Annotated in this window: 35 protein-coding genes; 29 read left to right on the plus strand and 6 right to left on the minus strand. The window is 63.0% G+C overall.

Annotated features, from left to right (window positions below):
- The 25 genes from rpsS (at window position 1) to CQ14_RS11710 (ending at window position 13,564) form a co-directional block, all read left to right on the plus strand.
- Window positions 1-279, plus strand: coding sequence for a 30S ribosomal protein S19 (gene rpsS / locus CQ14_RS11590; RefSeq protein ID WP_024509042.1), 279 nt, complete (start codon window positions 1-3; stop codon window positions 277-279).
- Window positions 280-289: 10 nt separating this feature from the next.
- Window positions 290-676, plus strand: coding sequence for a 50S ribosomal protein L22 (gene rplV, locus CQ14_RS11595; RefSeq protein WP_057834247.1), 387 nt, complete (start codon window positions 290-292; stop codon window positions 674-676).
- Window positions 677-695: 19 nt separating this feature from the next.
- Window positions 696-1,400, plus strand: a complete 705-nt coding sequence (gene rpsC, locus CQ14_RS11600) for a 30S ribosomal protein S3 (protein ID WP_057858011.1) — start codon at window positions 696-698, stop codon at window positions 1,398-1,400.
- Between the two features lie 31 nt (window positions 1,401-1,431).
- On the plus strand, window positions 1,432-1,845 hold the full coding sequence (gene rplP / locus CQ14_RS11605) for a 50S ribosomal protein L16 (RefSeq protein WP_025588649.1): 414 nt from the start codon (window positions 1,432-1,434) through the stop codon (window positions 1,843-1,845).
- 5 nt (window positions 1,846-1,850) lie between these two features.
- Window positions 1,851-2,057: a 50S ribosomal protein L29 gene (gene rpmC, locus CQ14_RS11610; RefSeq protein ID WP_057834249.1), complete on the plus strand. Its 207-nt coding sequence runs from the start codon at window positions 1,851-1,853 to the stop codon at window positions 2,055-2,057.
- A 10-nt stretch (window positions 2,058-2,067) separates the two neighbouring features.
- Window positions 2,068-2,316, plus strand: a complete 249-nt coding sequence (gene rpsQ / locus CQ14_RS11615) for a 30S ribosomal protein S17 (protein WP_009797129.1) — start codon at window positions 2,068-2,070, stop codon at window positions 2,314-2,316.
- Window positions 2,317-2,391: 75 nt separating this feature from the next.
- The gene (gene rplN, locus CQ14_RS11620; RefSeq protein ID WP_011473865.1) at window positions 2,392-2,760 is read left to right on the plus strand and encodes a 50S ribosomal protein L14; all 369 of its coding nucleotides are present in this window, start codon (window positions 2,392-2,394) and stop codon (window positions 2,758-2,760) included.
- Complete coding sequence (rplX, locus tag CQ14_RS11625) at window positions 2,760-3,074, plus strand: 50S ribosomal protein L24 (RefSeq protein WP_057858012.1); 315 nt, start codon at window positions 2,760-2,762, stop codon at window positions 3,072-3,074. Before rplN ends, rplX begins: the two co-directional genes overlap by 1 nt.
- The gene (rplE, locus tag CQ14_RS11630) at window positions 3,067-3,624 is read left to right on the plus strand and encodes a 50S ribosomal protein L5 (protein ID WP_057858013.1); all 558 of its coding nucleotides are present in this window, start codon (window positions 3,067-3,069) and stop codon (window positions 3,622-3,624) included. The genes rplX and rplE overlap by 8 nt, the downstream gene beginning before the upstream one ends.
- Window positions 3,625-3,668: 44 nt before the next feature.
- Complete coding sequence (rpsN, locus tag CQ14_RS11635) at window positions 3,669-3,974, plus strand: 30S ribosomal protein S14 (RefSeq protein WP_028349047.1); 306 nt, start codon at window positions 3,669-3,671, stop codon at window positions 3,972-3,974.
- Window positions 3,975-3,988: 14 nt separating this feature from the next.
- On the plus strand, window positions 3,989-4,387 hold the full coding sequence (gene rpsH, locus CQ14_RS11640) for a 30S ribosomal protein S8 (RefSeq protein ID WP_057858014.1): 399 nt from the start codon (window positions 3,989-3,991) through the stop codon (window positions 4,385-4,387).
- A gap of 16 nt (window positions 4,388-4,403) precedes the next feature.
- Window positions 4,404-4,937, plus strand: a complete 534-nt coding sequence (rplF, locus tag CQ14_RS11645) for a 50S ribosomal protein L6 (protein WP_057834253.1) — start codon at window positions 4,404-4,406, stop codon at window positions 4,935-4,937.
- 11 nt (window positions 4,938-4,948) lie between these two features.
- Window positions 4,949-5,308 carry a 50S ribosomal protein L18 gene (gene rplR / locus CQ14_RS11650; RefSeq protein WP_057858015.1) on the plus strand — a complete coding sequence of 120 codons (360 nt, stop codon included), beginning with the start codon at window positions 4,949-4,951 and terminating at the stop codon, window positions 5,306-5,308.
- Window positions 5,309-5,370: 62 nt separating this feature from the next.
- Window positions 5,371-5,946, plus strand: coding sequence for a 30S ribosomal protein S5 (gene rpsE / locus CQ14_RS11655; protein WP_029081759.1), 576 nt, complete (start codon window positions 5,371-5,373; stop codon window positions 5,944-5,946).
- A 35-nt stretch (window positions 5,947-5,981) separates the two neighbouring features.
- Window positions 5,982-6,173 (plus strand): 50S ribosomal protein L30, encoded by a 192-nt coding sequence (rpmD, locus tag CQ14_RS11660; RefSeq protein WP_057834255.1) that lies wholly within the window; start codon window positions 5,982-5,984, stop codon window positions 6,171-6,173.
- A gap of 22 nt (window positions 6,174-6,195) precedes the next feature.
- Window positions 6,196-6,684 carry a 50S ribosomal protein L15 gene (gene rplO, locus CQ14_RS11665; RefSeq protein WP_057858016.1) on the plus strand — a complete coding sequence of 163 codons (489 nt, stop codon included), beginning with the start codon at window positions 6,196-6,198 and terminating at the stop codon, window positions 6,682-6,684.
- Window positions 6,685-6,820: 136 nt separating this feature from the next.
- Complete coding sequence (gene secY, locus CQ14_RS11670; protein WP_057858017.1) at window positions 6,821-8,152, plus strand: preprotein translocase subunit SecY; 1,332 nt, start codon at window positions 6,821-6,823, stop codon at window positions 8,150-8,152.
- A 71-nt stretch (window positions 8,153-8,223) separates the two neighbouring features.
- Window positions 8,224-9,090, plus strand: coding sequence for an adenylate kinase (locus CQ14_RS11675; RefSeq protein WP_057858018.1), 867 nt, complete (start codon window positions 8,224-8,226; stop codon window positions 9,088-9,090).
- A gap of 182 nt (window positions 9,091-9,272) precedes the next feature.
- Window positions 9,273-9,641 (plus strand): 30S ribosomal protein S13, encoded by a 369-nt coding sequence (gene rpsM / locus CQ14_RS11680; RefSeq protein ID WP_057858019.1) that lies wholly within the window; start codon window positions 9,273-9,275, stop codon window positions 9,639-9,641.
- A 105-nt stretch (window positions 9,642-9,746) separates the two neighbouring features.
- Window positions 9,747-10,136: a 30S ribosomal protein S11 gene (gene rpsK, locus CQ14_RS11685; RefSeq protein WP_006021048.1), complete on the plus strand. Its 390-nt coding sequence runs from the start codon at window positions 9,747-9,749 to the stop codon at window positions 10,134-10,136.
- A gap of 110 nt (window positions 10,137-10,246) precedes the next feature.
- Window positions 10,247-11,287 carry a DNA-directed RNA polymerase subunit alpha gene (locus CQ14_RS11690; protein ID WP_187399354.1) on the plus strand — a complete coding sequence of 347 codons (1,041 nt, stop codon included), beginning with the start codon at window positions 10,247-10,249 and terminating at the stop codon, window positions 11,285-11,287.
- A 122-nt stretch (window positions 11,288-11,409) separates the two neighbouring features.
- A complete protein-coding gene (gene rplQ / locus CQ14_RS11695) occupies window positions 11,410-11,826 on the plus strand; it encodes a 50S ribosomal protein L17 (RefSeq protein ID WP_057858020.1) in 417 nt (138 codons plus the stop codon).
- Between the two features lie 136 nt (window positions 11,827-11,962).
- A complete protein-coding gene (locus CQ14_RS11700) occupies window positions 11,963-12,763 on the plus strand; it encodes an SDR family NAD(P)-dependent oxidoreductase (RefSeq protein ID WP_057858021.1) in 801 nt (266 codons plus the stop codon).
- An 8-nt stretch (window positions 12,764-12,771) separates the two neighbouring features.
- Window positions 12,772-13,068, plus strand: coding sequence for a DUF1330 domain-containing protein (locus CQ14_RS11705; RefSeq protein WP_057858022.1), 297 nt, complete (start codon window positions 12,772-12,774; stop codon window positions 13,066-13,068).
- 145 nt (window positions 13,069-13,213) lie between these two features.
- Window positions 13,214-13,564, plus strand: a complete 351-nt coding sequence (locus CQ14_RS11710) for a DUF1236 domain-containing protein (protein ID WP_057858023.1) — start codon at window positions 13,214-13,216, stop codon at window positions 13,562-13,564.
- A 62-nt stretch (window positions 13,565-13,626) separates the two neighbouring features.
- Here the strand turns inward: CQ14_RS11710 and CQ14_RS11715 are convergent, their stop codons facing one another.
- The 5 genes from CQ14_RS11715 to CQ14_RS11735 form a co-directional block, all read right to left on the minus strand.
- Entirely contained in the window at window positions 13,627-14,022 is a 396-nt protein-coding gene (locus CQ14_RS11715) for a hypothetical protein (protein ID WP_057858024.1), read from the minus strand.
- A gap of 286 nt (window positions 14,023-14,308) precedes the next feature.
- Window positions 14,309-14,989, minus strand: coding sequence for a hypothetical protein (locus CQ14_RS11720; protein WP_156434895.1), 681 nt, complete (start codon window positions 14,987-14,989; stop codon window positions 14,309-14,311).
- Window positions 14,990-15,123: 134 nt separating this feature from the next.
- Entirely contained in the window at window positions 15,124-16,617 is a 1,494-nt protein-coding gene (locus tag CQ14_RS11725; RefSeq protein ID WP_057858026.1) for an amidase, read from the minus strand.
- 7 nt (window positions 16,618-16,624) lie between these two features.
- On the minus strand, window positions 16,625-17,602 hold the full coding sequence (locus tag CQ14_RS11730) for a Bug family tripartite tricarboxylate transporter substrate binding protein (RefSeq protein WP_057858027.1): 978 nt from the start codon (window positions 17,600-17,602) through the stop codon (window positions 16,625-16,627).
- Window positions 17,603-17,729: 127 nt separating this feature from the next.
- A complete protein-coding gene (locus tag CQ14_RS11735; RefSeq protein WP_057858028.1) occupies window positions 17,730-18,743 on the minus strand; it encodes a zinc-binding alcohol dehydrogenase family protein in 1,014 nt (337 codons plus the stop codon).
- Window positions 18,744-18,871: 128 nt separating this feature from the next.
- On the opposite strand from CQ14_RS11735, the gene CQ14_RS11740 reads away from it, so the two are divergent.
- From CQ14_RS11740 to CQ14_RS11755, 4 genes are all read left to right on the plus strand, one after another.
- On the plus strand, window positions 18,872-19,249 hold the full coding sequence (locus CQ14_RS11740) for a winged helix-turn-helix transcriptional regulator (RefSeq protein WP_057858119.1): 378 nt from the start codon (window positions 18,872-18,874) through the stop codon (window positions 19,247-19,249).
- 82 nt (window positions 19,250-19,331) lie between these two features.
- On the plus strand, window positions 19,332-20,726 hold the full coding sequence (locus tag CQ14_RS11745; RefSeq protein ID WP_057858029.1) for a DegQ family serine endoprotease: 1,395 nt from the start codon (window positions 19,332-19,334) through the stop codon (window positions 20,724-20,726).
- Window positions 20,723-22,060, plus strand: a complete 1,338-nt coding sequence (locus CQ14_RS11750) for a replication-associated recombination protein A (protein WP_057858030.1) — start codon at window positions 20,723-20,725, stop codon at window positions 22,058-22,060. The genes CQ14_RS11745 and CQ14_RS11750 overlap by 4 nt, the downstream gene beginning before the upstream one ends.
- The gene (locus tag CQ14_RS11755; RefSeq protein WP_057858031.1) at window positions 22,057-22,773 is read left to right on the plus strand and encodes a tetratricopeptide repeat protein; all 717 of its coding nucleotides are present in this window, start codon (window positions 22,057-22,059) and stop codon (window positions 22,771-22,773) included. Before CQ14_RS11750 ends, CQ14_RS11755 begins: the two co-directional genes overlap by 4 nt.
- A gap of 34 nt (window positions 22,774-22,807) precedes the next feature.
- Here the strand turns inward: CQ14_RS11755 and CQ14_RS11760 are convergent.
- Window positions 22,808-23,537 (minus strand): HAD family hydrolase (locus CQ14_RS11760; RefSeq protein WP_057858032.1); only part of this gene is annotated, 730 nt, incomplete at its 5' end.

The following is a 23,537-nucleotide window of genomic DNA, read 5'->3' on the forward strand; positions in this document are numbered from 1 at the left end:
ATGGTTCGTTCAGTCTGGAAAGGCCCGTTCGTCGAGGCGTCGCTGCTCAAGAAGGCAGATGCGGCGCGTGCGTCCGGCCGTCACGACGTCATCAAGATCTGGAGCCGCCGCTCGACCATCCTGCCGCAGTTCGTCGGCCTGACGTTCGGCGTCTACAACGGCCAGAAGCATGTGCCGGTCTCGGTCAACGAGGAAATGGTTGGTCACAAGTTCGGCGAGTTCTCGCCGACCCGTACCTTCCATGGCCACTCGGGCGACAAGAAAGCCAAGAAGGCTTGAGGAATAGACGATGAGCAAACCAAAGCGCGAACGTAGCCTCGCGGACAACGAGGCCAAGGCGGTTGCCCGGATGCTGCGCGTCAGCCCGCAGAAGCTCAACCTGGTCGCTCAGCTGATCCGCGGCCGGAAGGCTTCGGCTGCGCTCGCCGACCTGCAGTTCTCGCGCAAGCGGATCGCGGTCGACGTCAAGAAGTGCCTGGAGTCGGCGATCGCCAACGCCGAGAACAACCATGACCTCGAAGTCGACGATCTCGTCGTCGCCGAGGCGCATGTCGGCAACGGCATCGTCATGAAGCGTTTTGCGCCGCGCGGCCGTGGCCGCTCGGGCCGAATCTATAAACCGTTCTCGCACCTGACCATCGTGGTTCGTCAGGTCGAGGCCGAGGCAAGCGCTTAAAGCGGCGCGGGAGAATACGATGGGTCAAAAGATCAATCCAATCGGGCTGCGTCTCGGCATTAACCGCACCTGGGATTCGCGCTGGTTCGCCGGCAAGAGCGAATACGGCAAGCTGCTGCATGAAGACGTCAGGATCCGCGAGATCCTGCACAAGGAGCTCAAGCAGGCCGCCGTGGCCCGCATCGTGATCGAGCGTCCGCACAAGAAGTGCCGCGTGACGATCCACTCGGCGCGTCCCGGCGTCGTGATCGGCAAGAAGGGCGCCGACATCGACAAGCTGCGCAAGCGGGTTGCCGACATCACGGCTTCCGACGTCGTCATCAACATCGTCGAAATCCGCAAGCCGGAGCTCGACGCCACGCTGGTCGCCGAATCGATCGCCCAGCAGCTCGAGCGCCGCGTCGCGTTCCGCCGCGCCATGAAGCGGGCGGTGCAGTCGGCGATGCGTCTCGGTGCCGAGGGCATTCGTATCAACTGCTCGGGCCGTCTCGGCGGCGCCGAAATCGCGCGCATGGAGTGGTACCGCGAAGGCCGCGTGCCGTTGCACACGCTGCGCGCCGACGTCGACTACGGCGTGGCGACCGCGTTCACCACGTTCGGCACCTGCGGCGTCAAGGTCTGGATCTTCAAGGGCGAGATCCTCGAGCACGATCCGATGGCCCAGGACAAGAAGATGGCCGAAGGCGAGACTGCACGCCCGCGCCGCGACGCCGCCGCAGCGTGAGACATTAGAGAAGGTTTGAGGGCTTAAAGCCATGATGCAACCAAAGAAAACGAAGTTCCGGAAGGCGCATAAGGGCCGTATCCACGGCGTTGCGACTTCGGGTGCGACGTTGTCGTTCGGCCAGTTCGGCTTGAAGGCGATGGCGCCCGAGCGCATCACCGCCCGCCAGATCGAAGCCGCGCGCCGCGCGCTGACCCGTCACATGAAGCGCGCTGGCCGCGTCTGGATCCGCGTATTTCCGGATCTGCCGGTGTCGAAAAAGCCCGCCGAAGTCCGCATGGGCTCGGGCAAGGGTACGCCGGAATTGTGGGTGGCGCGGGTCAAGCCGGGCCGGGTGATTTTCGAGATCGACGGCGTCACCGTGCAGACCGCGAAGGAAGCGCTCTCGCTCGCCGCCGCCAAGCTGCCGATCAAGACGCGCTTCGTCGCGCGCATTGCGGAGTAACACTCATGGCCCCGATGAAAGTTGAAGACATCCGCGCGATGAGCGACGACCAGAGGGAGGACGCCGTCCTCAATCTGAAGAAGGAGCGTTTCAACCTGCGTTTCCAGCGCGCCACCGGGCAGCTGGAGAACACCTCGCGGCTGCGTGAAGCCCGCCGCGATATCGCCCGCATCAAGACCATCGCCGCGCAAGCCCGCGCGAAGAAGAAGTAAGAGGCCGCCTATGCCGAAACGTACCCTTCAGGGCGTGGTCGTGAGCGACAAGCAAGCCAAGACGGTGGTGGTGCGCGTCGATCGCCGCTTCACCCATCCGATCTACAAGAAGACGATCCGCCGCTCCAAGAACTACCACGCGCACGACGAGAACAACGAGTTCAAGCCGGGCGACATGGTTTGGATCGAGGAGAGCAAGCCGATCTCGAAGTTGAAGCGCTGGACCGTGGTCCGGGGCGAACAGAAGAAAACGGCCTGATAATCTCGGCTTAGCCGAGGGAATTCAGGGAAATTTTTAGCGCGCAAAAGCGCAGAAAGAGGACGAGGTGCATCAATGATTCAGATGCAGACCAACCTCGACGTGGCCGACAATTCAGGCGCACGCCGTGTCATGTGCATCAAGGTGCTGGGGGGCTCCAAGCGCCGCTATGCCACCGTGGGCGACGTTATCGTCGTGTCGATCAAGGAAGCGATTCCGCGCGGCAAGGTGAAGAAGGGCGACGTGATGAAGGCCGTCGTGGTGCGGGTCCGCAAGGACATCCGCCGCGCCGACGGTTCGGTCATCCGTTTCGACCGCAACGCCGCCGTCCTGATCAACAACCAGTCGGAGCCCGTCGGCACCCGTATCTTCGGGCCCGTGCCGCGCGAGTTGCGCGCCAAGAACCACATGAAGATCATCTCACTTGCGCCGGAGGTGCTGTGATGGCTGCCAAGATCCGCAAGGGTGATAAGGTCATCGTGCTGAACGGCCGCGACAAGGGCCGCACCGGCGAAGTATTCGAGGTCCGCCCCGCCGACAACACGGCGCTGGTGCGCGGCGTCAACCTGGTGAAGCGTCACCAGAAGCAGACCCAGAACCAGGAAGGCGGCATCATCTCCAAGGAGTCGCCGATCCACCTGTCCAACGTCGCCTATGTCGGCAAGGACGGAAAGCCGACCCGCATTGGGTTCAAGATTCAGGCCGATGGCAAGAAGGTACGGATTGCCAAGAGCTCGGGAGCAGAGATCGATGGCTGATACCGCTTACACGCCGCGCCTGCGCGCGGAGTATGACAGGACCATTCGTGGCCAGCTGACTGAGAAGTTCGGCTACGCCAACGTCATGCAGGTGCCGCGGCTGGACAAGGTCGTGCTCAACATGGGCGTCGGCGATTCCGTCAACGACCGCAAGAAGGCCGAGACCGCGGCTGCCGAACTGACGCAGATCGCCGGCCAGAAGGCGATCGTGACCTATTCGCGGATCGCGATCGCGACCTTCAAGCTGCGCGAGAACCAGCCGATCGGCTGCAAGGTCACGCTGCGCAAGGCGCGGATGTACGAGTTCATCGATCGCCTGGTGAACGTGGCATTGCCGCGCGTGCGCGACTTCCGTGGTCTGAACCCGAAGAGCTTCGACGGCCGTGGCAACTATTCGCTCGGCATCAAGGAGCACATCATTTTCCCCGAAATCGATTTCGACAAGGTTTCGGAAGCCCGCGGCATGGACATCACCGTCTGCACCACGGCGAAGACCGACGACGAGGCGAGGGCCTTGTTGACCGCTTTCAATTTCCCGTTCCGGCAGTGAGACGCCCCTAAAGCCTCTCAAACGCGGAAACCCAGGAGCCAAGCATGGCAAAGAAGAGTTCGATCGAGAAGAACAACCGGCGCAAGCGGATGGCCAAGAACGCCGCCCCGCAGCGTGCGAAGCTGAAGGCGATCATCGCCGACAAGACCAAGCCGATGGAAGAGCGCTTCGCGGCGACGCTGAAGCTCGCACAGATGCCGCGCAACTCGTCGACGACGCGGATCCGCAACCGCTGCGAGCTGACCGGTCGTCCGCGCTCGAACTACCGCAAGAACAAGCTCTCGCGCATCGCGCTGCGTGAACTCGGCTCCAAGGGCCTGGTTCCCGGGCTCGTGAAGTCGAGCTGGTAAGGAGGGTCGTCAAGATGTCTACGCACGATCCGATCAGCGATCTCATCACCCGCATCCGCAACGCGCAGATGCGTTCGAAGTCCAAGGTTTCGACCCCGGGCTCGAAGATGCGCGCCAGCGTGCTCGAAGTGCTGAAGGCCGAGGGCTACATCCGCGGCTACGCCAGCGTCGAACACGCATCGGGCCGCAGCGAGCTCGAGATCGAGCTGAAGTATTTCGACGGCGAGCCCGTCATTCGCGAGATCGAGCGGGTCTCCAAGCCCGGTCGCCGGGTTTACGCGTCGGTGAAGAACCTGCCGCGCGTGAACAACGGTCTCGGCATTTCGGTGTTGTCGACGCCGAAGGGAATCATGGCTGACCACGAAGCGCGCGACGCGAATGTGGGCGGCGAAGTTCTCTTCACGGTGTTCTGAGGAAGGATTTTTAGCCATGTCACGTGTTGGCAAACGGCCTGTGGCGATCCCGTCCGGTGTGACGGCGACCGTCGAAGGACAGACCGTCAAGGTGAAGGGGCCGAAGGGCCAGCTTCAGTTCGTCGTGCATGACGACGTCGAGGTGAAGTTCGAGAGCGGTGCGGTCAAGGTCGCGCCGAAGTTCAAGACCAACCGCGCCCAGGCCATGTACGGCACCGCGCGCGCGCAGGTCGCGAACCTGGTCGAGGGCGTCACCAAGGGCTTCGAGAAGAAGCTCGAGATCACCGGCGTCGGCTACCGCGCCGCGATGCAGGGCAAGAACCTGCAGCTCGCGCTCGGCTACAGCCACGACGTGGTCTACGCGATCCCGGAAGGCATCACCATCGCGGTGCCGAAGCCGACCGAGATCACGATCACCGGCACCGATTCCCAGCGTGTCGGGCAGGTCGCCGCCGAGATTCGCGCCTACCGTCCGCCGGAGCCCTACAAGGGCAAGGGCGTGAAGTACGCCAACGAATTCATCTTCCGCAAGGAAGGCAAGAAGAAGTAACGGAGCCGGTCATGTCACTCAAGGTCACGAATGCCCGGCGCAAGCAGCGCGTGCGCAACGCGCTGCGCCGGTCGGCCAATGGACGCCTGCGTCTGTCGGTGTTCCGTTCGTCGAAGCACATCTACGCCCAGGTCATCGACGACCTGAAGGGCGAGACGCTCGCTTCCGCCTCGTCGCTGGAAAAGACCATGCGCGAGGCCGGCAACACGGGCGCCAACATCGATGCGGCCAAGGCCGTCGGCAAGCTGCTGGCGGAGCGCGCCGTGCAAAAGGGCGTCAAGGAAGTGATTTTCGATCGCGGTCAGTATCTCTATCACGGGCGCGTCAAGGCGCTCGCGGATGCGGCCCGCGAGAGCGGACTGAGCTTCTAACGAAACCGTTTTGAACATTTACGAGGACAGGGGCTTATCTCCCCTAAAGATTGGAAAACACCATGGCAGGTGAACGCGAACGCGGCGGACGCGAACGGAGCAGGGATCGCGAGGAGCGCGACAGCGAGTTCGTCGACAAGCTCGTCCACATCAATCGCGTGGCGAAGGTCGTCAAGGGCGGCAAGCGCTTCGGCTTTGCGGCGCTGGTCGTGATCGGCGATCAGAAGGGCCGGGTCGGTTTCGGCCACGGCAAGGCGCGCGAAGTGCCCGAGGCGATCCGCAAGGCGACCGAGTCGGCCAAGCGCAACCTGACGCGCGTTGCTCTGCGCGAAGGCCGCACGCTGCATCACGACATCGCCGGCCGTCACGGCGCCGGCCGCGTCTACCTGCGTGCCGCTCCGGCCGGTACCGGCATCATCGCCGGCGGCCCGATGCGCGCGGTGTTCGAGACGCTCGGCATCCAGGACGTGGTGGCGAAGTCGATCGGCTCGTCGAATCCCTACAACATGGTTCGCGCGACCTTCGACGCGCTGAAGCATCAGGATTCGCCGCGTTCGGTGGCAGCCCGCCGCAACATCAAGGTGTCCACGCTGCAGTCGCGCCGCGTCGGCGGCGACGCCGAAGCGGTGGCTGAATAACCGGCGCGATTTCAGCGCTTTTTGGAGTTAAGACGATGGCCAAGGCCGCAAAGACGATCAAGGTCGAGCAGATCGGCAGCGCAATCCGCCGCCACCACTCGCAGCGTTCGACGCTGATCGGCCTCAAGCTCAACAAGATCGGCCGGGTTGCCGAGCTTCAGGACACTCCTGAAGTTCGCGGCATGATCAACAAGGTCCAGCATCTCGTCCGCGTCGTCGGCGAGTAAGCAAGAGATAAGGACGCTAACGATGAAGCTCAGCGATATCGCCGACAACGCCGGCTCGCGCAAGAAGCGCATGCGCGTCGGCCGTGGCATCGGTTCGGGCAAGGGCAAGACTTCGGGCCGCGGCGGCAAGGGCCAGACCGCGCGTTCGGGCGTGCGCATCAAGGGCTTCGAGGGCGGCCAGATGCCGCTGCATCGCCGCCTGCCGAAGCGCGGTTTCAACAATATCTTCCGGCTCCACTTCGCCGAGATCAACCTTGACCGTCTGCAGGAGGCGATCGACGCCAAGCGGATCGACGGCAAGGAAACGGTGACCGCGGAATCGCTGGTCAAGGCCGGCGTGCTGCGCCGCGCCAAGGACGGCCTGCGGCTGCTCGGCCGCGGCGAACTCAAGGCCAAGCTGGCGATCGAGGTGCATGGCGCCTCGAAATCCGCGGTTGCGGCGGTCGAGAAGGCCGGCGGCACCGTGAAGATCCTGGCCCCGGCCAAGAAGGAAGAAGGCGAGGCGGCGTAACATCTGCGTCATGCCCGCCCGATCGCGGGCATAGACCAATGGACTTATCGAAGCCGAGCACCAAATAATGTCCGGCGTCTGCCGATTGCCTCGGAAAGGGGCGTCGGCCTGGGGGACGGCGGGAGAAAGCCTGAACATGGTCTCAGCAGCAGAACAACTTGCGGCAAACCTCAATTTCGGCGCTTTGGCGAAGGCCGACGAACTGAAGAAGCGCATCTGGTTTACGCTGGGTGCGCTGCTTGTTTATCGGCTGGGCACCTATATCCCGCTGCCGGGCATTGATCCCGCGATCTGGGAGCAGGTGTTCAAGTCGCAGGCCGGCGGCATTCTCGGCATGTTCAACATGTTCGCCGGCGGCGGCATCCACCGCATGGCGATCTTTGCGCTGAACATCATGCCGTACATCTCGGCATCGATCATCATCCAGCTCCTGACCACGGTGTCGCCGCAGCTCGAAGCCTTGAAGAAGGAAGGCGAGGCGGGCCGCAAGAAGCTGAACCAGTACACCCGCTACCTGACGGTGATTCTCGCCGCGTTCCAGTCCTACGGCATCGCCGTCGGCCTGCAGGGCGCGGGCAACGTCGTCAGCGACCCCGGCCCGTTCTTCCTGCTCTCGACCACGATCACGCTGACCGGCGGCACCATGTTCCTGATGTGGCTCGGCGAGCAGATCACCTCGCGCGGCATCGGCAACGGTATTTCGCTGATCATTCTGGCCGGCATCGTCGCCGAACTGCCTTCAGCCTTGGCCAACATGCTGGAACTCGGACGGCAGGGCGCGCTGTCGACCGGCCTGATCCTGATCGTGATCGTGATGGCGGTCGCCGTGATCGCCTTCATCGTGTTCATGGAACGCGCGCAGCGCCGGCTCCTGATCCAGTATCCGAAGCGCCAGGTCGGCAACAAGATGTTCGAGGGCCAGTCCTCGCATCTGCCGCTCAAGCTCAACACCTCGGGCGTGATTCCGCCGATCTTCGCCTCGTCGCTGCTGTTGCTGCCGGCGACGGTTGCGAACTTCAACGCCGGCAAGGGGCCGGAATGGTTCCAGTGGCTGAACACCCAGCTCAGCCACGGCCGTCCGCTGTTCCTGTTCCTCTATCTGGCGCTGATCGTGTTCTTCGCCTTCTTCTACACCGCGATCGTGTTCAACCCGACCGAGACCGCGGACAATCTGAAGAAGCATGGCGGCTTCATCCCCGGCATCCGCCCGGGCGAGCGCACCGCCGAATATATCGACTACGTGCTGTCGCGGATCACCGTGCTGGGCGCGATCTATCTGGCGATCGTCTGTCTGATTCCCGAAATCCTGATTTCCTACGCCTCGGTGCCGTTCTACTTCGGCGGAACCTCGCTTCTGATCGTCGTCAGCGTGACCATGGATACGGTGGCGCAGGTGCAGGGTTATCTGCTGGCCCATCAGTATGAGGGGTTGATCCGGAAGTCCAAGCTGAGGGGCCGCCGCCGCTGATCTGCGGGTGGTCTGAAATCCGATAACAGGGTGTGCGGCATCTCGCTCACCAAGCCGGGGGGCGAATAGTCATGAGATTGATCCTTTTGGGGCCGCCGGGCTCGGGCAAGGGGACCCAGGCGCAGCGGCTGGTTTCCCGGCACGGCATCGTGCAGCTCTCGACCGGCGAGATGCTCCGCTCCGCGGTTGCCGCCGAAACGCCGATCGGCCTGCAGGCCAAGGACATCATGGCCAATGGCGGCCTCGTCCCGGACGAGGTCGTGGTGGGCATCATCTCCGACCGCATCGAGCAGCCCGACGCCAAGAAGGGCTTCATCCTCGATGGCTTTCCGCGCACGGTGCCGCAGGCCGAAGCCCTCGATGAACTCCTGAAGAAGAAGCATCTCAGGCTCGACGCGGTGGTCGAACTCCGCGTCAACGAGAGCGCGTTGCTCGAGCGCGTCGAAAAGCGTGCCGAGGAAACCCGTGCGCGCGGTGAAGAGGTCCGGGTCGACGATACGCCGGAAGTGCTGACCAAGCGCTTGGCGCAGTACCGCACCCTGACCGAGCCCCTGATTCACTACTACTCCGAGCGGCGGAAGCTGCTGACGGTCGACGGCATGATGACGATCGAGCACGTCACCCGGGAGATCAATCGCATCCTGTCTGCGATTGGCGCAGTGGAACCCAAGGCGCCGCCAGCCAGGAAGGTGGCGGCACCGGCCAGGAAGGCCGCTGCAGCCGCCAGGAAGACCGCCAGGCCGGCGGCTAAAAAGGCTGCCAAAACGGCCAAAAAGGCCTCCAAAGCGGCCCCAAAGGGCAGGAAAGCGGCTTCCAGGAAGGCCGGAAAGGCTGCCCCGGCCAGCCAGCGACGGGCTATCGGGAAGGCCAAAAAGGCAGCCCCGAAGACCGTCCGGAAGGCCGCCAAAAAGGTCACGAAAAAGCGAGCTAAGCGATAGAGGCGGTTGACGAAACCGAGTTGAATCCTTTAATAAGCCCCGCATCCAAGTCGGATAGTTTTTGACGATGCCGGGCCCCGAAGAGATGAGGGGAGGGCGTCGTGTTCGCGTTTGCGGACACCTGCCCGAGTTAGCAAGAACATAGCCCGGTCCATAGGGGATCGGCGACAGGAGAGAAGTCCGTGGCCCGTATTGCCGGCGTGAATATCCCGACCAACAAGCGCGTTCTGATCGCGCTCCAGTACATCCATGGTATCGGCCAGAAGAACGCTGCCGACATCATGGAGAAGGTCAAGATCCCGACCGATCGTCGCGTCAGCCAGTTGAGCGACCAGGAAGTCCTGCAGATCCGCGAAGTGATCGACCGCGACTATCTCGTCGAGGGCGACCTTCGCCGTGAGACCGGCATCAACATCAAGCGGCTGATGGACCTCGGCTGCTATCGCGGCCTGCGTCATCGCCGCGGCCTGCCGGTGCGCGGTCAGCGCACCCACACCAATGCGCGCACGCGCAAGGGCCCGGCCAAGTCGATCGCCGGCAAGAAGAAGTAATTTTCGAATCGAAGGCAGGGGCGGCGTCACCGCGCGTCGCTCATTGCTCAGGTGTAGCCGCTGGCAGTACGGCGGCGTTTGAGATCACAGGAAGGTTTTAGGATAATGGGCAAGGAAGCCACCCGCGTACGCCGCCGCGAACGCAAGAACATCGCCTCCGGCATCGCGCACGTGAATTCGTCGTTCAACAACACGACCATCACCATCACCGACGCGCAGGGCAACACCATTGCCTGGTCGTCGGCCGGCACGATGGGCTTCAAGGGCTCGCGCAAGTCGACCCCCTATGCTGCGCAGGTCGCAGCCGAAGACGTTTCCAAGAAGGCGCAGGAACACGGCATGCGCACGCTGGAAGTGGAAGTTGCCGGCCCGGGTTCGGGCCGTGAATCGGCGCTTCGCGCGCTGCAGGCGGCGGGCTTCACCGTGACGTCGATCCGCGACGTGACCACGATCCCGCACAATGGTTGCCGTCCGCGCAAGCGCCGGCGCGTCTGATGTCTGGTCGCGGGCGGTTCTGCCGCTCGCGATTGTTTTTGGAATTTTCCGCGGACTGATCCGCGATCTCCAGCGCCAGTGATCTGAAGGCGGATCGACTGGCCGGTCCATTGACCCGAAGGGGTGACAAAGTGACGATCCAGAAAAATTGGCAAGAACTTATTCGACCGAACAAGCTGCAGGTAACGCCGGGCTCCGACGCGACCCGGTTTGCCACCGTTGTCGCCGAACCGCTCGAGCGCGGCTTCGGCCAGACACTCGGTAACGCACTGCGCCGCATCCTGCTGTCGTCGCTGCAGGGCGCCGCCGTGCAGTCGGTGCACATCGACGGCGTGCTGCACGAGTTCTCCTCGATCGCGGGCGTTCGCGAGGACGTCACCGACATCGTGCTCAACATCAAGGACATCTCGATCAAGATGCAGGGCGAAGGCCCCAAGCGCATGGTCGTGAAGAAGTCGGGCCCGGGCGTCGTCACCGCCGGCGACATCCAGACCGTCGGCGACATCGTCGTGCTCAATCCCGAGCTGCAGCTCTGCACGCTGGACGAGGGCGCCGAGATCCGCATGGAGTTCACCGTCGCCGCCGGCAAGGGCTACGTCGCCGCCGAGCGCAACCGGCCCGAGGATGCGCCGATCGGCCTGATCCCGGTCGACAGCCTGTTCTCGCCCGTGCGCAAGGTCTCCTACAAGGTCGAGAACACCCGCGAGGGCCAGATCCTCGACTATGACAAGCTGACCATGACGATCGAGACCAACGGCGCGATCTCGCCGGAGGACGCGGTGGCCTATGCCGCGCGCATCCTGCAGGACCAGCTCAACGTGTTCGTGAACTTCGAAGAGCCGCGCAAGGAAGTCGCGCAGGAGATCATTCCGGATCTCGCCTTCAACCCGGCGTTCCTCAAGAAGGTCGACGAGCTCGAACTGTCGGTGCGTTCGGCAAACTGCCTGAAGAACGACAACATCGTCTATATCGGCGACCTCGTGCAGAAGAGCGAAGCGGAAATGCTCCGCACCCCGAACTTCGGCCGCAAGTCGCTGAACGAAATCAAGGAAGTGCTGGCCCAGATGGGTCTGCATCTCGGCATGGAAGTGCCGGGCTGGCCGCCGGAGAACATCGACGAGCTCGCCAAGCGCTTCGAGGATCATTACTGATCGAAGATTACGTCGTGGCCGGGTTGTCCCGGCCATTACGTTACTGGGGCGAACGCAGGCAGCCCACCTGAGCAACAAGTCCGACGAACCGTCGCGACGAAGACAAGACAAGGAATAGTTCAATGCGTCACGGCAAGGTTCATCGCAAGCTCAACCGCACCGCCGAGCATCGCCGCGCGATGTTCGCCAACATGTGCGCCGCGCTGATCAAGCACGAGCAGATCGTCACCACGCTGCCCAAGGCCAAGGAATTGCGCCCGATCGTCGAGAAGCTCGTTACCCTCGGCAAGAAGGGCGGGCTGGCCCTGCGCCGCCAGGCGATCTCCGAGATGCGCGACGTCGACCAGGTCAAGAAGCTGTTCGATGTGCTGGCACCCCGCTACAAGGACCGCCAGGGCGGCTACACCCGCATCATCAAGGCCGGCTTCCGCTACGGCGACAATGCCCCGATGGCCGTGATCGAATTCGTCGACCGCGACGTTGACGCCAAGGGCCAGGACTCCGGCCCGGTGCAGGAAAAGGAAGCCGAAGCGGCGTAAGCTTCTTCCGGATTGGTTTTTAGAAAGCGGCGCTCTCCTGCGCCGCTTTTTATTTGCGCATCTGACGCGCGCTGGCTGCAATTGTGGTCGTACCCGCCGCTTCCGATATCGCTTTCATCAACGATGGAGATGGCGGATGAAAATCGATCTTTCGGGCATGACGGCGCTGGTGACTGGCTCCACCTCCGGCATCGGCCACGCAATTGCCAAAGGCCTCCTTGCTGCAGGCGCGGACGTGGTGATCAACGGCCGAACGCAAGCCAAGGTCGATGCCGTGGTCGCCGCGCTCGGCAAGACTGCTGATAAGGCCGGCGGCAAGGTGCGCGGTGTTGCTGCTGATGTCTCGACGGCGGCGGGATGCAAGACCCTGGTTGCGGCGCTACCTGATGTGGACATTCTCATCAATAACACCGGCATCTTCGAGCCCAAGCAATTCTTCGATATTCCGGATGAGGACTGGAGCCATTTTTTCGATGTCAACGTGATGTCCGGCATCCGTTTGTCGCGCGCCTACATGCCGGGCATGCTGAAGCGCAATTGGGGACGTATCGTTTTCATCGCTTCGGAGTCGGCGCTGATGATTCCCAAGGAGATGATCCATTACGGCATGACCAAAACGGCGCAGCTCGCAGTTTCGCGCGGCCTTGCCGAATTGACCCGAGGTACCGCTGTTACCGTCAATTCAGTGATGCCGGGGCCGACCATGTCCGAAGGCGTTGAGACTTTCGTCGCCGATCTCGCCAGACAGAACGGCCAGTCCGAGCAGGATGCAGCCGCGCAGTTCATCAAGCAGCATCGCCCCGGATCGTTGATCCAGCGCTTTGCCAGCGTCGAGGAGATCGCCAATATGGTGATCTACGTCAGTTCGAAAGAGGCTTCCGCCACCAACGGCGCTGCACTGCGGGCAGAAGGCGGGCTGATTCAGACCATCGCGTGAGGTGAGAAATGCCGGCCTATGTGATTTCCGAAGTCGAGATGCGCGATGCCGCCGGCTTCGAGACCTATCGCAGCATCGCGGCCCAGACGATTGCGCAGTATGACGGCCGCTATCTGGTGCGCGGCGGCGCGGCCAGCGTTGTCGAAGGCGGCCCTCCGCCGAAAGCCATCGTCGTCGTCGAGTTTCCGACGATGGAACGTTTGCGCGAATGGTACGCCTCGCCCGAATACGCTGAAGCGCTGAAAGTGCGGCAGAGCGCGCTGGATCGACGACTGATCTTTGTTGAGGGGGGCGCGCCGGCTTGAGCTTGCAAAGCAATGACGCGCTGAAAGCGCGTCAGCGATATCTTTGTGCATTCAACGCCTTGCGGTGCTGCATTCTTCTTGGAACAAGTGGGTGAAAAATCTGTTTTTCCCGCAGCCGCGCTGATGCGGTTTGAGGAGGAATTAGATGAAGAAGCTGTTCATACTTGCGGCGGCAGCGTCGCTGGTTGCGACGATGGCCAACGCGCAAACGACCGTAGTCACTCCCGGAACGACCACCGGAGCTGCGGGCGCTACGATTCAGATCGAGCCGGAGTACCGCACGAGGATCAAGAGCTACGTGACCGAGCACAAGATCCGCCCGGTCGAAACACGGGAAAGGATCGTGGTTGGCGCGAAGGTGCCGACCGACGTCGAACTTACGGCGGTGCCTTCCGATTGGGGTCCGTCGGTGACGAAATATCGCTATGTCTATTCCGGCAACCGCGTGATGCTGGTTGATCCCGGCACGCGCACTGTGGTGCATGAGATCGACTGAGGTACCTCTCGTCGCTCCATGCAAAAAGGGCCGCCTATGAGGCGGCCCTTTTCTTTGCGGGATTACCAGCGGCGCCAGTAACCGCCGTAATATCGCGGACCATAGTATCGCGGACCGCCATAGTAGGCGTACGCCGGACGATACACGCGGCGAACATAGGGCCCACCGTAGTATCCGCCATAGTATCCGCCGTAGTACGGTGCGTATCCGCCGCCGTAATAGGCTGGGGAATATCCGCCGTAGTAGCCCGGGTAACCGCCGTAATATCCGTAACCCGGACCATAGGCGTAGGCGTTCGACGCCAGTCCGCCGATCACCGCGCCCGCGATCAATCCGCCAGCCAGAGCCCCGCCCCAGCCCCAGCCCCCTCCGCGCCAAGCATGCGCCGGCGAAGGTGCCGCTACCGCCGTCAAGCCCAGGACCGCCGCTGCGGCCAAAGCCAAAGGTGCCTTTTTCATCGACTCCTCCTTTACTTAACCAGCCAGACAAACTTTCCACATAACCGGAGACTCGCTAAACACTTTCGAGTGAAGTTTGTTGCTTTAGGTCAAGCTTCCGAACGGCTCCGCGCCGGATTTAATTTTGATGAACAGGCGTTCAGGAGACCGCTTCGACGGTCGCAGCCGGCGAGTGGCGCCATTTTTTCCGATTGGGAACTATTGTCGCGGGCAGGTGGACGAGGCGCGCCGTTCGTCTCTTGTCGCGGTATCCGGATGCGAATATTGCGGGTGCGATCTGCCCATGTCAGCGCCGCCTCCCGGCGGCCCGCGGGGGGCCGATCTCGCGTTCGGGCCGGAGAATCGGCAAGCCGCGTGACAGCCGGTCGAGCACTACGTCATCATCGATGAAGTTGGTTTCGTCGATGACTTCGGGGGCGAGGATGCAATCGAGGTGATCGCGATCGTAGTCGGCTGGAATGTTCAGCCGTCCGTCCCAGCTTGCGACATACTTCCGCTCGACCGCGGCCTCGAAGATGAACTCGTAGTCGGAAGCCAGCACCAGCGGCGCGCGCGTCTTGCCGCGAATTCGCATTTGCCCGTGATTGTAATAGCCGACCAGCGCACCCGTGACCGTCACGTCGCCGTCGATCTCGGAGACGCTGCCGCCAAGGCAGAGATTTTTGGCGACGACATTGCCCTTGATCTTCAACAGCGGCGACCAGTCGATGTCGGGTTCGGCAATCGTCGCCTTCGGCGCGTGCAGCGAGCCGGTGATGAAGAGCGCGCCGAGCGGGGCGTCGTCGAAGGCTGGCACCATTTCGCTTGATAGCACCAGGCCCTCGCGATCGATGACGAGATCGCCTTCGACCACACCGGCCTTGAACCGGTCCAGTCCGGAGAAGGTCATGGTTCGCGCCGTGATATCGCTCACGTCGGGCAGGAAGCGCTTGAACGCCTCCGCCATGGACAGCAAATATTCAGCCAAGCCTTGCCTCCGATGCGGTGCCGACCGCAATCCGAGCCTTAGGCGGTCATCGTGCCCTTGGACGCATCGGGACCGCTTCGCGTTCAATGTTACGTGGTCCGGGATTTGGCGATGATCACGGGACGACTATCGCCTCAGTCGAAATCCAGAAAACCCGGACGGGAAGACATCGGCGGCTGACGGCGCAGCCATTCGAGGTCGGGGACGGGGCGGGCCGTCTCCGGATTGGCGCCAAGCAGCGCCTCGATCCCGCGGCCAACCGCAAGCGTCGCGGCATCGCCGCCGCGCGGGCCGATGATCTGGATGCCGAACGGCAGTCCGGCGCCATCGCGGCCGGCCGGTATAGCCACCACTGGATGCCCGGCATTGGTCACGGCATAGGCCATCGCCAGCCAGTGGAAATAGCTTTTCGTCGCTACGCCGTCGATCATGGCCGGGTAGAGCTCCGACCACGGCCGCGGGCTGATCGTGACCGCAGGCGCAATGACAAAATCATGCCCACCGAAGAATTGCTGCCAGCTTCGATAGAGCGCGGTCTGCAGCGACAGCGCACGCGCGACGTCGAGGGCGGAATAGCCGAGTCCCTCGGCGACGTTGTCGCGAACGTTGGGGCCGACTTTGTCTGGATATTTCTCCACGAGTTCGCGGTGGCGGCCGAGGAACGCGACGGCGCGCAAGACCCGGAATACTTCGTCGGCATGGCTGCAGTCGGGATGGGTCCATTCGAGGCTGCGGAAGGCCGATCCGAATGTCGCGAGTTTCTTCCTGAACGTCTCGGCGATGGCGCGCTCCGTCGGCGCAAATCCGAAATCGGTTGTCGCTGCGACACGCAAGGTGGCGAGATCGCCGCCCGGCGGATTGCGATAGGCCTCGCGCACGGGCATTCCGCCGGCATGAAGGATCGCCGACAGCGGATCGCGCGCGTCGCGATCCAGCATGCAGGAAAGCATCAGGCACGCATCCGATACGTTTCTCGCCATCGGCCCGAGCTGCGAGATCTGCAGCCAGGCCAAGTTGCGGCTGTTGCTCGCGATCAGCCCGGGCGAGGGGCGGAAGCCGACGACACCGCAGAACGCAGCGGGGTTCCTGACCGAGCCGCCGGTGTCCGAACCGGTCGCCAGCGGCACCATGCCGGTGGCAAGCGCCACTGCCGATCCACCAGACGAACCGGCAGCGGAGCGTTCGGGATCGAACGGGTTGCCGGTCGCGCCATGAAGCGCGTTGCGGGTGTTGCCGCCGGCGCCCCATTCGGGGACGTTGGTCTTGCCGACGACGATGGCGCCGGCGCGCTTGAGCATCGCGACGATCGCTTCGTCCTCCTTCGCGATGTTGTCGGCGAACAGCACGCTGCCAAAACTCGTCGGCAGGTCCTTGGCGTCGATCAGGTCCTTCACACCGAGCGGCAGCCCGTGCAGCGGCCCGAGGTCGTCGCCGCGCATCACGGCGGCCTCGCTCTCTTGCGCCGCAGCGCGCGCCGTATCGAACGAACGCGCGATGATCGCATTGACGGCGGGATCGATTGCCTCGATCCGCCGGATGCAACTGTCCATCAGTTCGACCGGCGAAAGCTTGCGCTCGCCGATCAGCGCCCGCGCCGTTACCGCGGGCAGATCGCACGGCTCGGTCATATCAGGATTACTCTTCCTTGATCCCGCCCTTGAGGGCCAGTTCCTTCATCTCGGCGATTTCCTTGGCGATGAATCCCGGCCAGTCCGAATAGCGCTTGAAGCCGGGTTCGTAGCCAACCTTCTTGAAGCGCTCGATCACCGAAGGGCTGGCGATCGCCTCTTCGAGCACCGAGGTCAGCCGGTCGCGAATGGCCGGCGGAACGCCCTTCGGCACGACGACGGTACCCCAGGACACCAGATCGATATTGGGGTACCCGAGTTCGGCAAGCGTCGGAACGTCCGGAAGGAAGGATGAGCGCTTGGCGGAGAACACCGCCAGCGGGCGAACCGTGCCGGCTTCGATCTGCGGCATGATCGCGATCACGGTGTCGACGTGATACTCGATGTGCTTGCCTATCAGGTCGTTCATCGCCGGCGCGCTGCCCCTGTAGGGCAGGTGCACCATCTTGATGCCGGCACTCGATTTGAACAGCTCGCCGGCAAAATGCGAAATGGTCGCCACGCCGAAGGAGGCCAGCGACAGCTTGTCGGGATTGGCCTTGGCGGCGGCGACCAGCGCCGCAACGTCCTTGATCGGATTGTCGCGATGGGTGACCAGCACCATCGTGATGGTGCCGGTCTGGGCGATCGGCTCAAAGTCCTTGGCGCTGTCGTAGGGCACGTTCTCCTTCACCGCATTTTGCAGGGTGAAGGTCGAATTCGAGCTGGAGAACAGGGTGTATCCATCGGGAGCCGCGTTGGCGACCTCCTTGGCGGCGATCGTCGTGCCGCCACCGGGGCGATTGAGCACGATCACGGGCTTGCCCAGACGCGTCTCGAGCTCGCCGGCAACGATGCGCCCGACGACATCGGAGGCGCCGCCGGCCGGGAAGGGCACGATCAACTGCAGCGGCTTTTCGGGGTAGCTGCCTTGTGCTGCCGATATCGACGGGCAACCCGCCACACAGGCCGTCGCGATCGCGGCCGCCAGAAACATCCGTACCATTCGAAACAGGCCTCCTGTCTTCCTTAACCCCGGCAATTCGCGCCGGGGTTTTAGGCGACAGCCGTCCCGGATCGATGGAACAGGCTCCCCTGAATCGACCTCCCGATCAACCCCGTTTGTTAGGCCGTTACCACCCCTCCAGCACGATCTTGCCGCGCGACTTGCCGCTTTCCAAAAGCGCATGCGCACGCTTGAGGTTAGCTGCGTTGATGGTGCCGAAGGTCTGGTCGAGCGTGGTCCGCAGGACACCCTTGTCGAGCAGGTCTGCCACGTCGTTGAGCAGATGATGCTGTGCGATCATGTCAGGGGTCTGGAACGAGGAGCGCGTGAACATCGATTCCCAGTGCACCGAGATCGCCTTGCCCTTGAAGGCGCTCATCGTGAATTCCGGGGGATCGTCGATCAGCCCGAACTTGCCCTGTGGGGCCATGAAGTCCGCGATCGACTTGTAGTGCTGGTCGGTGAAGGTGAGACTGGCGACGAGGCCGACCGGCGGCACTTTCAGCTTCTCGATCTGCTCCTTCATCGGCTTCGAATGATCGATCACGGCATGCGCGCCGAGGTCGAGGCACCATTTCTGCGATTCCGGGCGCGTGGCGGTGGCGACCACCGTCAGGCCGGTAAGGCGTCGCGCGAGCTGGGTCAGGATCGAGCCGACGCCACCGGCGCCGCCGGTGATCAGGAGCGTGCGTGGATCGACGCTCTTGCCGGGCACGGCGCCGAGCCGGTCGAACAGCAATTCCCAGGCGGTGATCGAGGTCAGCGGCAGGGCTGCAGTCTGCGCGAACGACAGCGATTTCGGTTTGTTGCCGACGATCCGCTCATCGACCAGGTGAAATTCCGCATTCGTGCCCTGGCGCAGGATCGAGCCGGCGTAAAACACCTCATCGCCCGGCTTGAACAGCGTAACGTCGGACCCGACGGCATCGACGATACCGGCGGCGTCATAGCCCAGGATCTTGGTCTCGCCCTCGGGCGGGGCGGCGCGCTTGCGGACCTTGTAATCGACCGGGTTGGCGGAGATCGCCTTGACCGCGACTCTGATATCGCGGCCCTTCGGTTCCGGCTTGGAGGCTTCGAAATCGAACAGCGATTGTGCGTCCTCGATGGGGAGCGATTTTTTGTATCCGACGGCTTTCATGTCCGTTTCTCCTGCCTTGCGTGTGGGTGGTTGCCTAACTGTCGCGCTGGCATCCATTTGGCAAGTACTGTAAATACGGGGAACTAGTCCCTGTTTGGATACTATTGGAAAAAATCCCGGAAAATCTCATGAAACGACGGAATTTTGCCCGGCGGCCGGGCTGCGCGGTAGAAGCCACGCTCGACCTGATCGACGGCAAGTGGAAGGGCGTGATCCTGTTCCATCTATTGGCCGGCACCCAGCGCTTCGGGGAGTTGCGGCGGCGAATGCCCGGGATTACCCAGCGCATGCTGACCAAGCAGCTTCGCGCGCTCGAGGAGGACAGGCTCGTGATCCGCAAGGTCTATGCCGAGGTGCCGCCGCGGGTCGAATACACGCTGTCGGAGATCGGCGAGAGCCTGCGGCCGGTGATCGAGACGCTCAGGGCATGGGGCGAGGGCCATCAGGAACGACTATCCTGTGGGCCTGCATCCGACGACGTCAAAGCGCCCGATCGCGCCGCGTAGCTGCCGTTATATGTGCCGCTTTATCTTCTCTAGTTACTGCCTCGCTTCTATATGTGGGGCACCAAATTCCAGGATTTTCGAGATGAATTTGATCCGCTGTTTCGCCCTGCTGCTGGCTTCAGTAGTCGTTGCAACGCCTGCGCTGGCGCAGGAGAGGCGCGTGCCGTCCTCGCCTGCCGAGCTCAGGCTGTCCTACGCGCCGATTGTGCAGCGCGCGCAGCCGGCGGTGGTGAACGTCTATGCCGCGAAGACCGTGCAGAACCGCAATCCGCTGCTGGACGATCCGGTCTTCCGCCGCTTCTTCGGCGTCCCGGGCATGCAGCCCGAGCAGATGCAGCGCTCGCTGGGATCGGGCGTGATGGTCGATGCTTCCGGTCTTGTCGTAACCAACAACCACGTCATCGAGGGCGCCGATCAGGTAAAAATCTCGCTTGCCGACAAGCGCGAGTTCGAGGCCGAGATCGTGCTCAAGGACAGCCGCACCGATCTCGCCGTGCTGCGCATCAAGGACGGCAAGGAGAAGTTTGCCACACTGGACTTTGCCAATTCCGATGAGTTGTTGGTCGGCGATGTCGTGCTCGCGATCGGCAATCCCTTCGGCGTCGGCCAGACCGTGACCCACGGCATCGTCTCGGCGCTGGCCCGCACCAAGGTCGGCATCACCGACTACCAGTTCTTCATCCAGACCGATGCCGCGATCAATCCCGGCAATTCCGGCGGCGCCCTGGTCGACATGACCGGCAAGCTGGTCGGCATCAACACCGCGATCTTCTCGCGCTCCGGCGGCTCGCAGGGCATCGGCTTTGCGATTCCGGCCAACATGGTGCGCGTGGTCGTGGCCTCCGCCAAGAGCGGCGGCAAGGCGGTGAAGCGGCCGTGGCTCGGCGCGAAGCTGCAGGCGGTGACGCCTGAAATCGCCGATACGCTGGGACTGAAACTGCCGAACGGCGCCCTGATCGCCAATGTCGCGCCGAACAGTCCGGCGGCGCGCGCTGGCCTCAAGCCGTCCGACCTGATCGTCGCGATCGAAGGGCAGTCGATCGACGACCCCAACGCGTTCGACTACCGCTTCGCGACGCGGCAGCTCGGCGGTTCGGCCCAAATCGACGTGCAGCGTAGCGGCAAGATCGTCAAGGTCACGGTCCCGCTGGAGATCGCTCCCGATACCAACCGCGACGAAATCGCGCTCACCGCGCGCTCGCCGTTCCAGGGTGCGACGGTCGCCAATATTTCGCCGGCGGTTGCCGACGAGCTGCATCTGGATTCCCAGACCGAGGGCGTCGTCGTGATCGATCTCGCCGATGGCGGCACCGCGGCCAGCGTCGGTTTCCAGAAAGGCGACATCATTCTTGCGGTCAACAATCAGAAGATCGCCAGGACCAGCGATCTCGACAAGGCATCGAAGGCCGGTTCCAGGCTATGGCGCATCGTCGTCGTGCGCGGCGGCCAGCAGATCAATGTGACGCTGGGCGGATGAGCCCGAAGCAACCCCGCGAGGCGACCAATCTCTTTGCCGCGGCAGGGATGGAAGAGGATGCGCCGCGTCCGCTTCCCGACCGGCTGCGGCCGCGCTCGCTCGCCGATGTCGTCGGCCAGGATCACATCCTCGGTCCCGACGGCGCGCTGACGCGGATGCTGGAGACGCGCACGCTGGGCTCGCTGGTGTTCTGGGGACCGCCCGGCACCGGCAAGACCACGGTGGCGCGCCTGCTGGCTGACGCCACCGAATTGCATTTCGAACAGATTTCCGCGGTGTTTTCGGGCGTCGCCGACCTGAAGAAGGTGTTCGATGCGGCGCGTGCCCGACGCGAGATGGGCAAGGGCACGCTGTTGTTCGTCGACGAGGTGCACCGCTTCAACCGCGCGCAGCAGGATTCATTCCTGCCCGTGATGGAAGACGGCACCGTGGTCTTGGTCGGCGCCACCACGGAAAATCCCTCGTTCGAACTCAACGCCGCGTTGCTCTCTCGCGCCCGCGTGCTGGTGTTTCATTCGCTCGATGTCGCCGCGATCGAAAAGCTCTTTGCGCATGCCGAGAAGGTCGAGGGCAGGAAATTGCCGCTCGATGCCGAGGCGCGCGCTGTGCTGGTGCGGATGGCGGATGGCGATGGCCGCGCCGCGCTGACGCTGGTCGAAGAGGTCTGGCGCGCCGCGCGCAAGGACGAAGTTTTCAATGCCGCGCAGTTGCAGGAGATCTTGCAGCGCCGCGCGCCGATCTACGACAAATCCGCCGACGGCCACTACAACCTGATTTCTGCGCTGCATAAATCGGTGCGGGGTTCCGATCCGGACGCCGCGCTGTATTACCTTGCGCGCATGCTGGACGCCGGCGAGGACCCGCTGTTCCTGGCGCGGCGCGTGGTGCGCATGGCGGTGGAGGACATCGGCCTGGCCGATCCGCAGGCGCTGGTGATCTGCAACGCCGCCAAGGATGCCTTCGATTTCCTCGGCCATCCCGAGGGCGAACTCGCGATCGCGCAGGCCGTGATCTATCTCGCCACCGCGCCGAAATCGAACGCCGCCTACAAGGCCTTTGGCGCGGCGATGCGCACGGCGAAGGAGGGCGGCTCGCTGCTGCCGCCAAAACATATTCTCAATTCGCCGACCAAGCTGATGAAGTCGGAAGGCTATGGTTCCGGCTACGAATATGATCACGACGCGCCGGACGCGTTTTCGGGGCAGGACTACTTTCCGGAAGCGCTGGGGCGGCAGACTTTTTACGATCCACCCGATCGCGGTTTCGAGCGCGAGATCCGCAAGCGGCTGGATTACTGGGCGAAGTTGCGTAGGGAGCGGGACAGGCGCGAATGAACAGGTTCAAGAACTATCTCATGCCGGCCGTTCGCGCCGTCGCATGCGTGGCGATGCTGACGTCGCCGCTTGCCGCGGCCGCTGACACCGTCGAGGTGGCGCCGGGCGTGCAGGTGACGAAGCGAAGCTATACGGCGCCGACCAACGAGCAGCCGTTTTTCGGATTCGCGGCCAAGAATTCGGAGGAGAAGGCCTCGGATGAGAAGTTCGTCAGCGCCATCATCGGGGCGACCGGCTCGCGCGAAAAGGCCTTTGAGGAAATCACCATGCGTGGCTGGCGGGCGGTCAATTCCGGCAAGATACGCGAAGCCGCGCTGCGGTTTAACCAGGCGTTCCTGATTTCGCCCGAGGAGAGCAGCGTTTATCACGGCTTTGCAGTGGTCGCGCAATTTCGCTTCAACGATTTCGATGCCGCGGACGAACTGTTCAAGATCGCGCTCAGGCAGCCCGATCCGGTGAAGGCGCTGAGGGCCGACTACGGCCGCATGCTTCTGATCGCGAAGCGGCCGCGCGACGCCGAGCCGGTGCTGGCGCAGGCGGTCAAGGACGCACCTGAATTCGGCGATGCCTGGACCAACCTCGCGGTGGCGCGCTTCCAGAACGGCAATGCGTCGGCCGCTTGCGCGGCGGTGGAGGAAGCGTTGAAGCGCCGTCCGTCCAACAACTCCGGCCAGGATCTGATCACGGTGAAAAACGCCGCGCAGTGCAAATAGGCGCCGCGGAACACGCGATCGCCAATTGCAGACGTCAGGATTCGAAAGTGAACAAGCGTTTCCAATCATTCTTCATGCTGATCACCGTCCAATTTTTCTTCTTCGCTTCATCGTGAAGTGCTTGGCTAAAGGCGCCTACCTTGGTTTCAGGAAGGCCCTGTGCTGGACCGTAAGCGTATTCGCGTTTCGGATCATCATGCAGCACCAACATCATCAACCGCGCACCGGGACCGGCGCCCGTATATTCAAGCATTTCCCGGTCGCCATCTGAATTTCCAAACGCCGCGCGGGGCCGTCGGCCAATCATCAAATGAATGCCTTCCGGCTTCCCGGCCTTGTCGTCGTTCAGGAGCAGCTTCGGCTCTTTGGTGAGAAATGGCGTGCCGTCTTTGCGGTAAGCGAACTTTGTGCCCCCGGCGGTACCCACCACTTGTTCAGGCGGGACGCCGTAAGTGCGCTCGCTATAAACGCGCACAAAGTCCTGTCCACCACCGGTCACAATGTAGGTCTTGAAGCCGTTGCTGCGCAGATATTGCATGACCTCAAGCATCGGTTGATAGATGAGCTCTGTGTACGGGCGCTTCCAGCGCGCGTCCTTTGCAGTCGTCAGCCACTTCTTGGCTTCCGCGTCGAACTCATCCACCGACATCCCGGTCAGAGTGACGAGAAGGATTTTCTCAAGGTCACGCAGCGATAGCTTGGCGATTGCCGCGCGATTGCCGGAGAGGACCGTCTTGAACGGCTCCACATTCCTGAGTTTGGGG

This window comes from Bradyrhizobium lablabi (assembly GCF_001440475.1).
Lineage (GTDB): Bacteria > Pseudomonadota > Alphaproteobacteria > Rhizobiales > Xanthobacteraceae > Bradyrhizobium > Bradyrhizobium lablabi.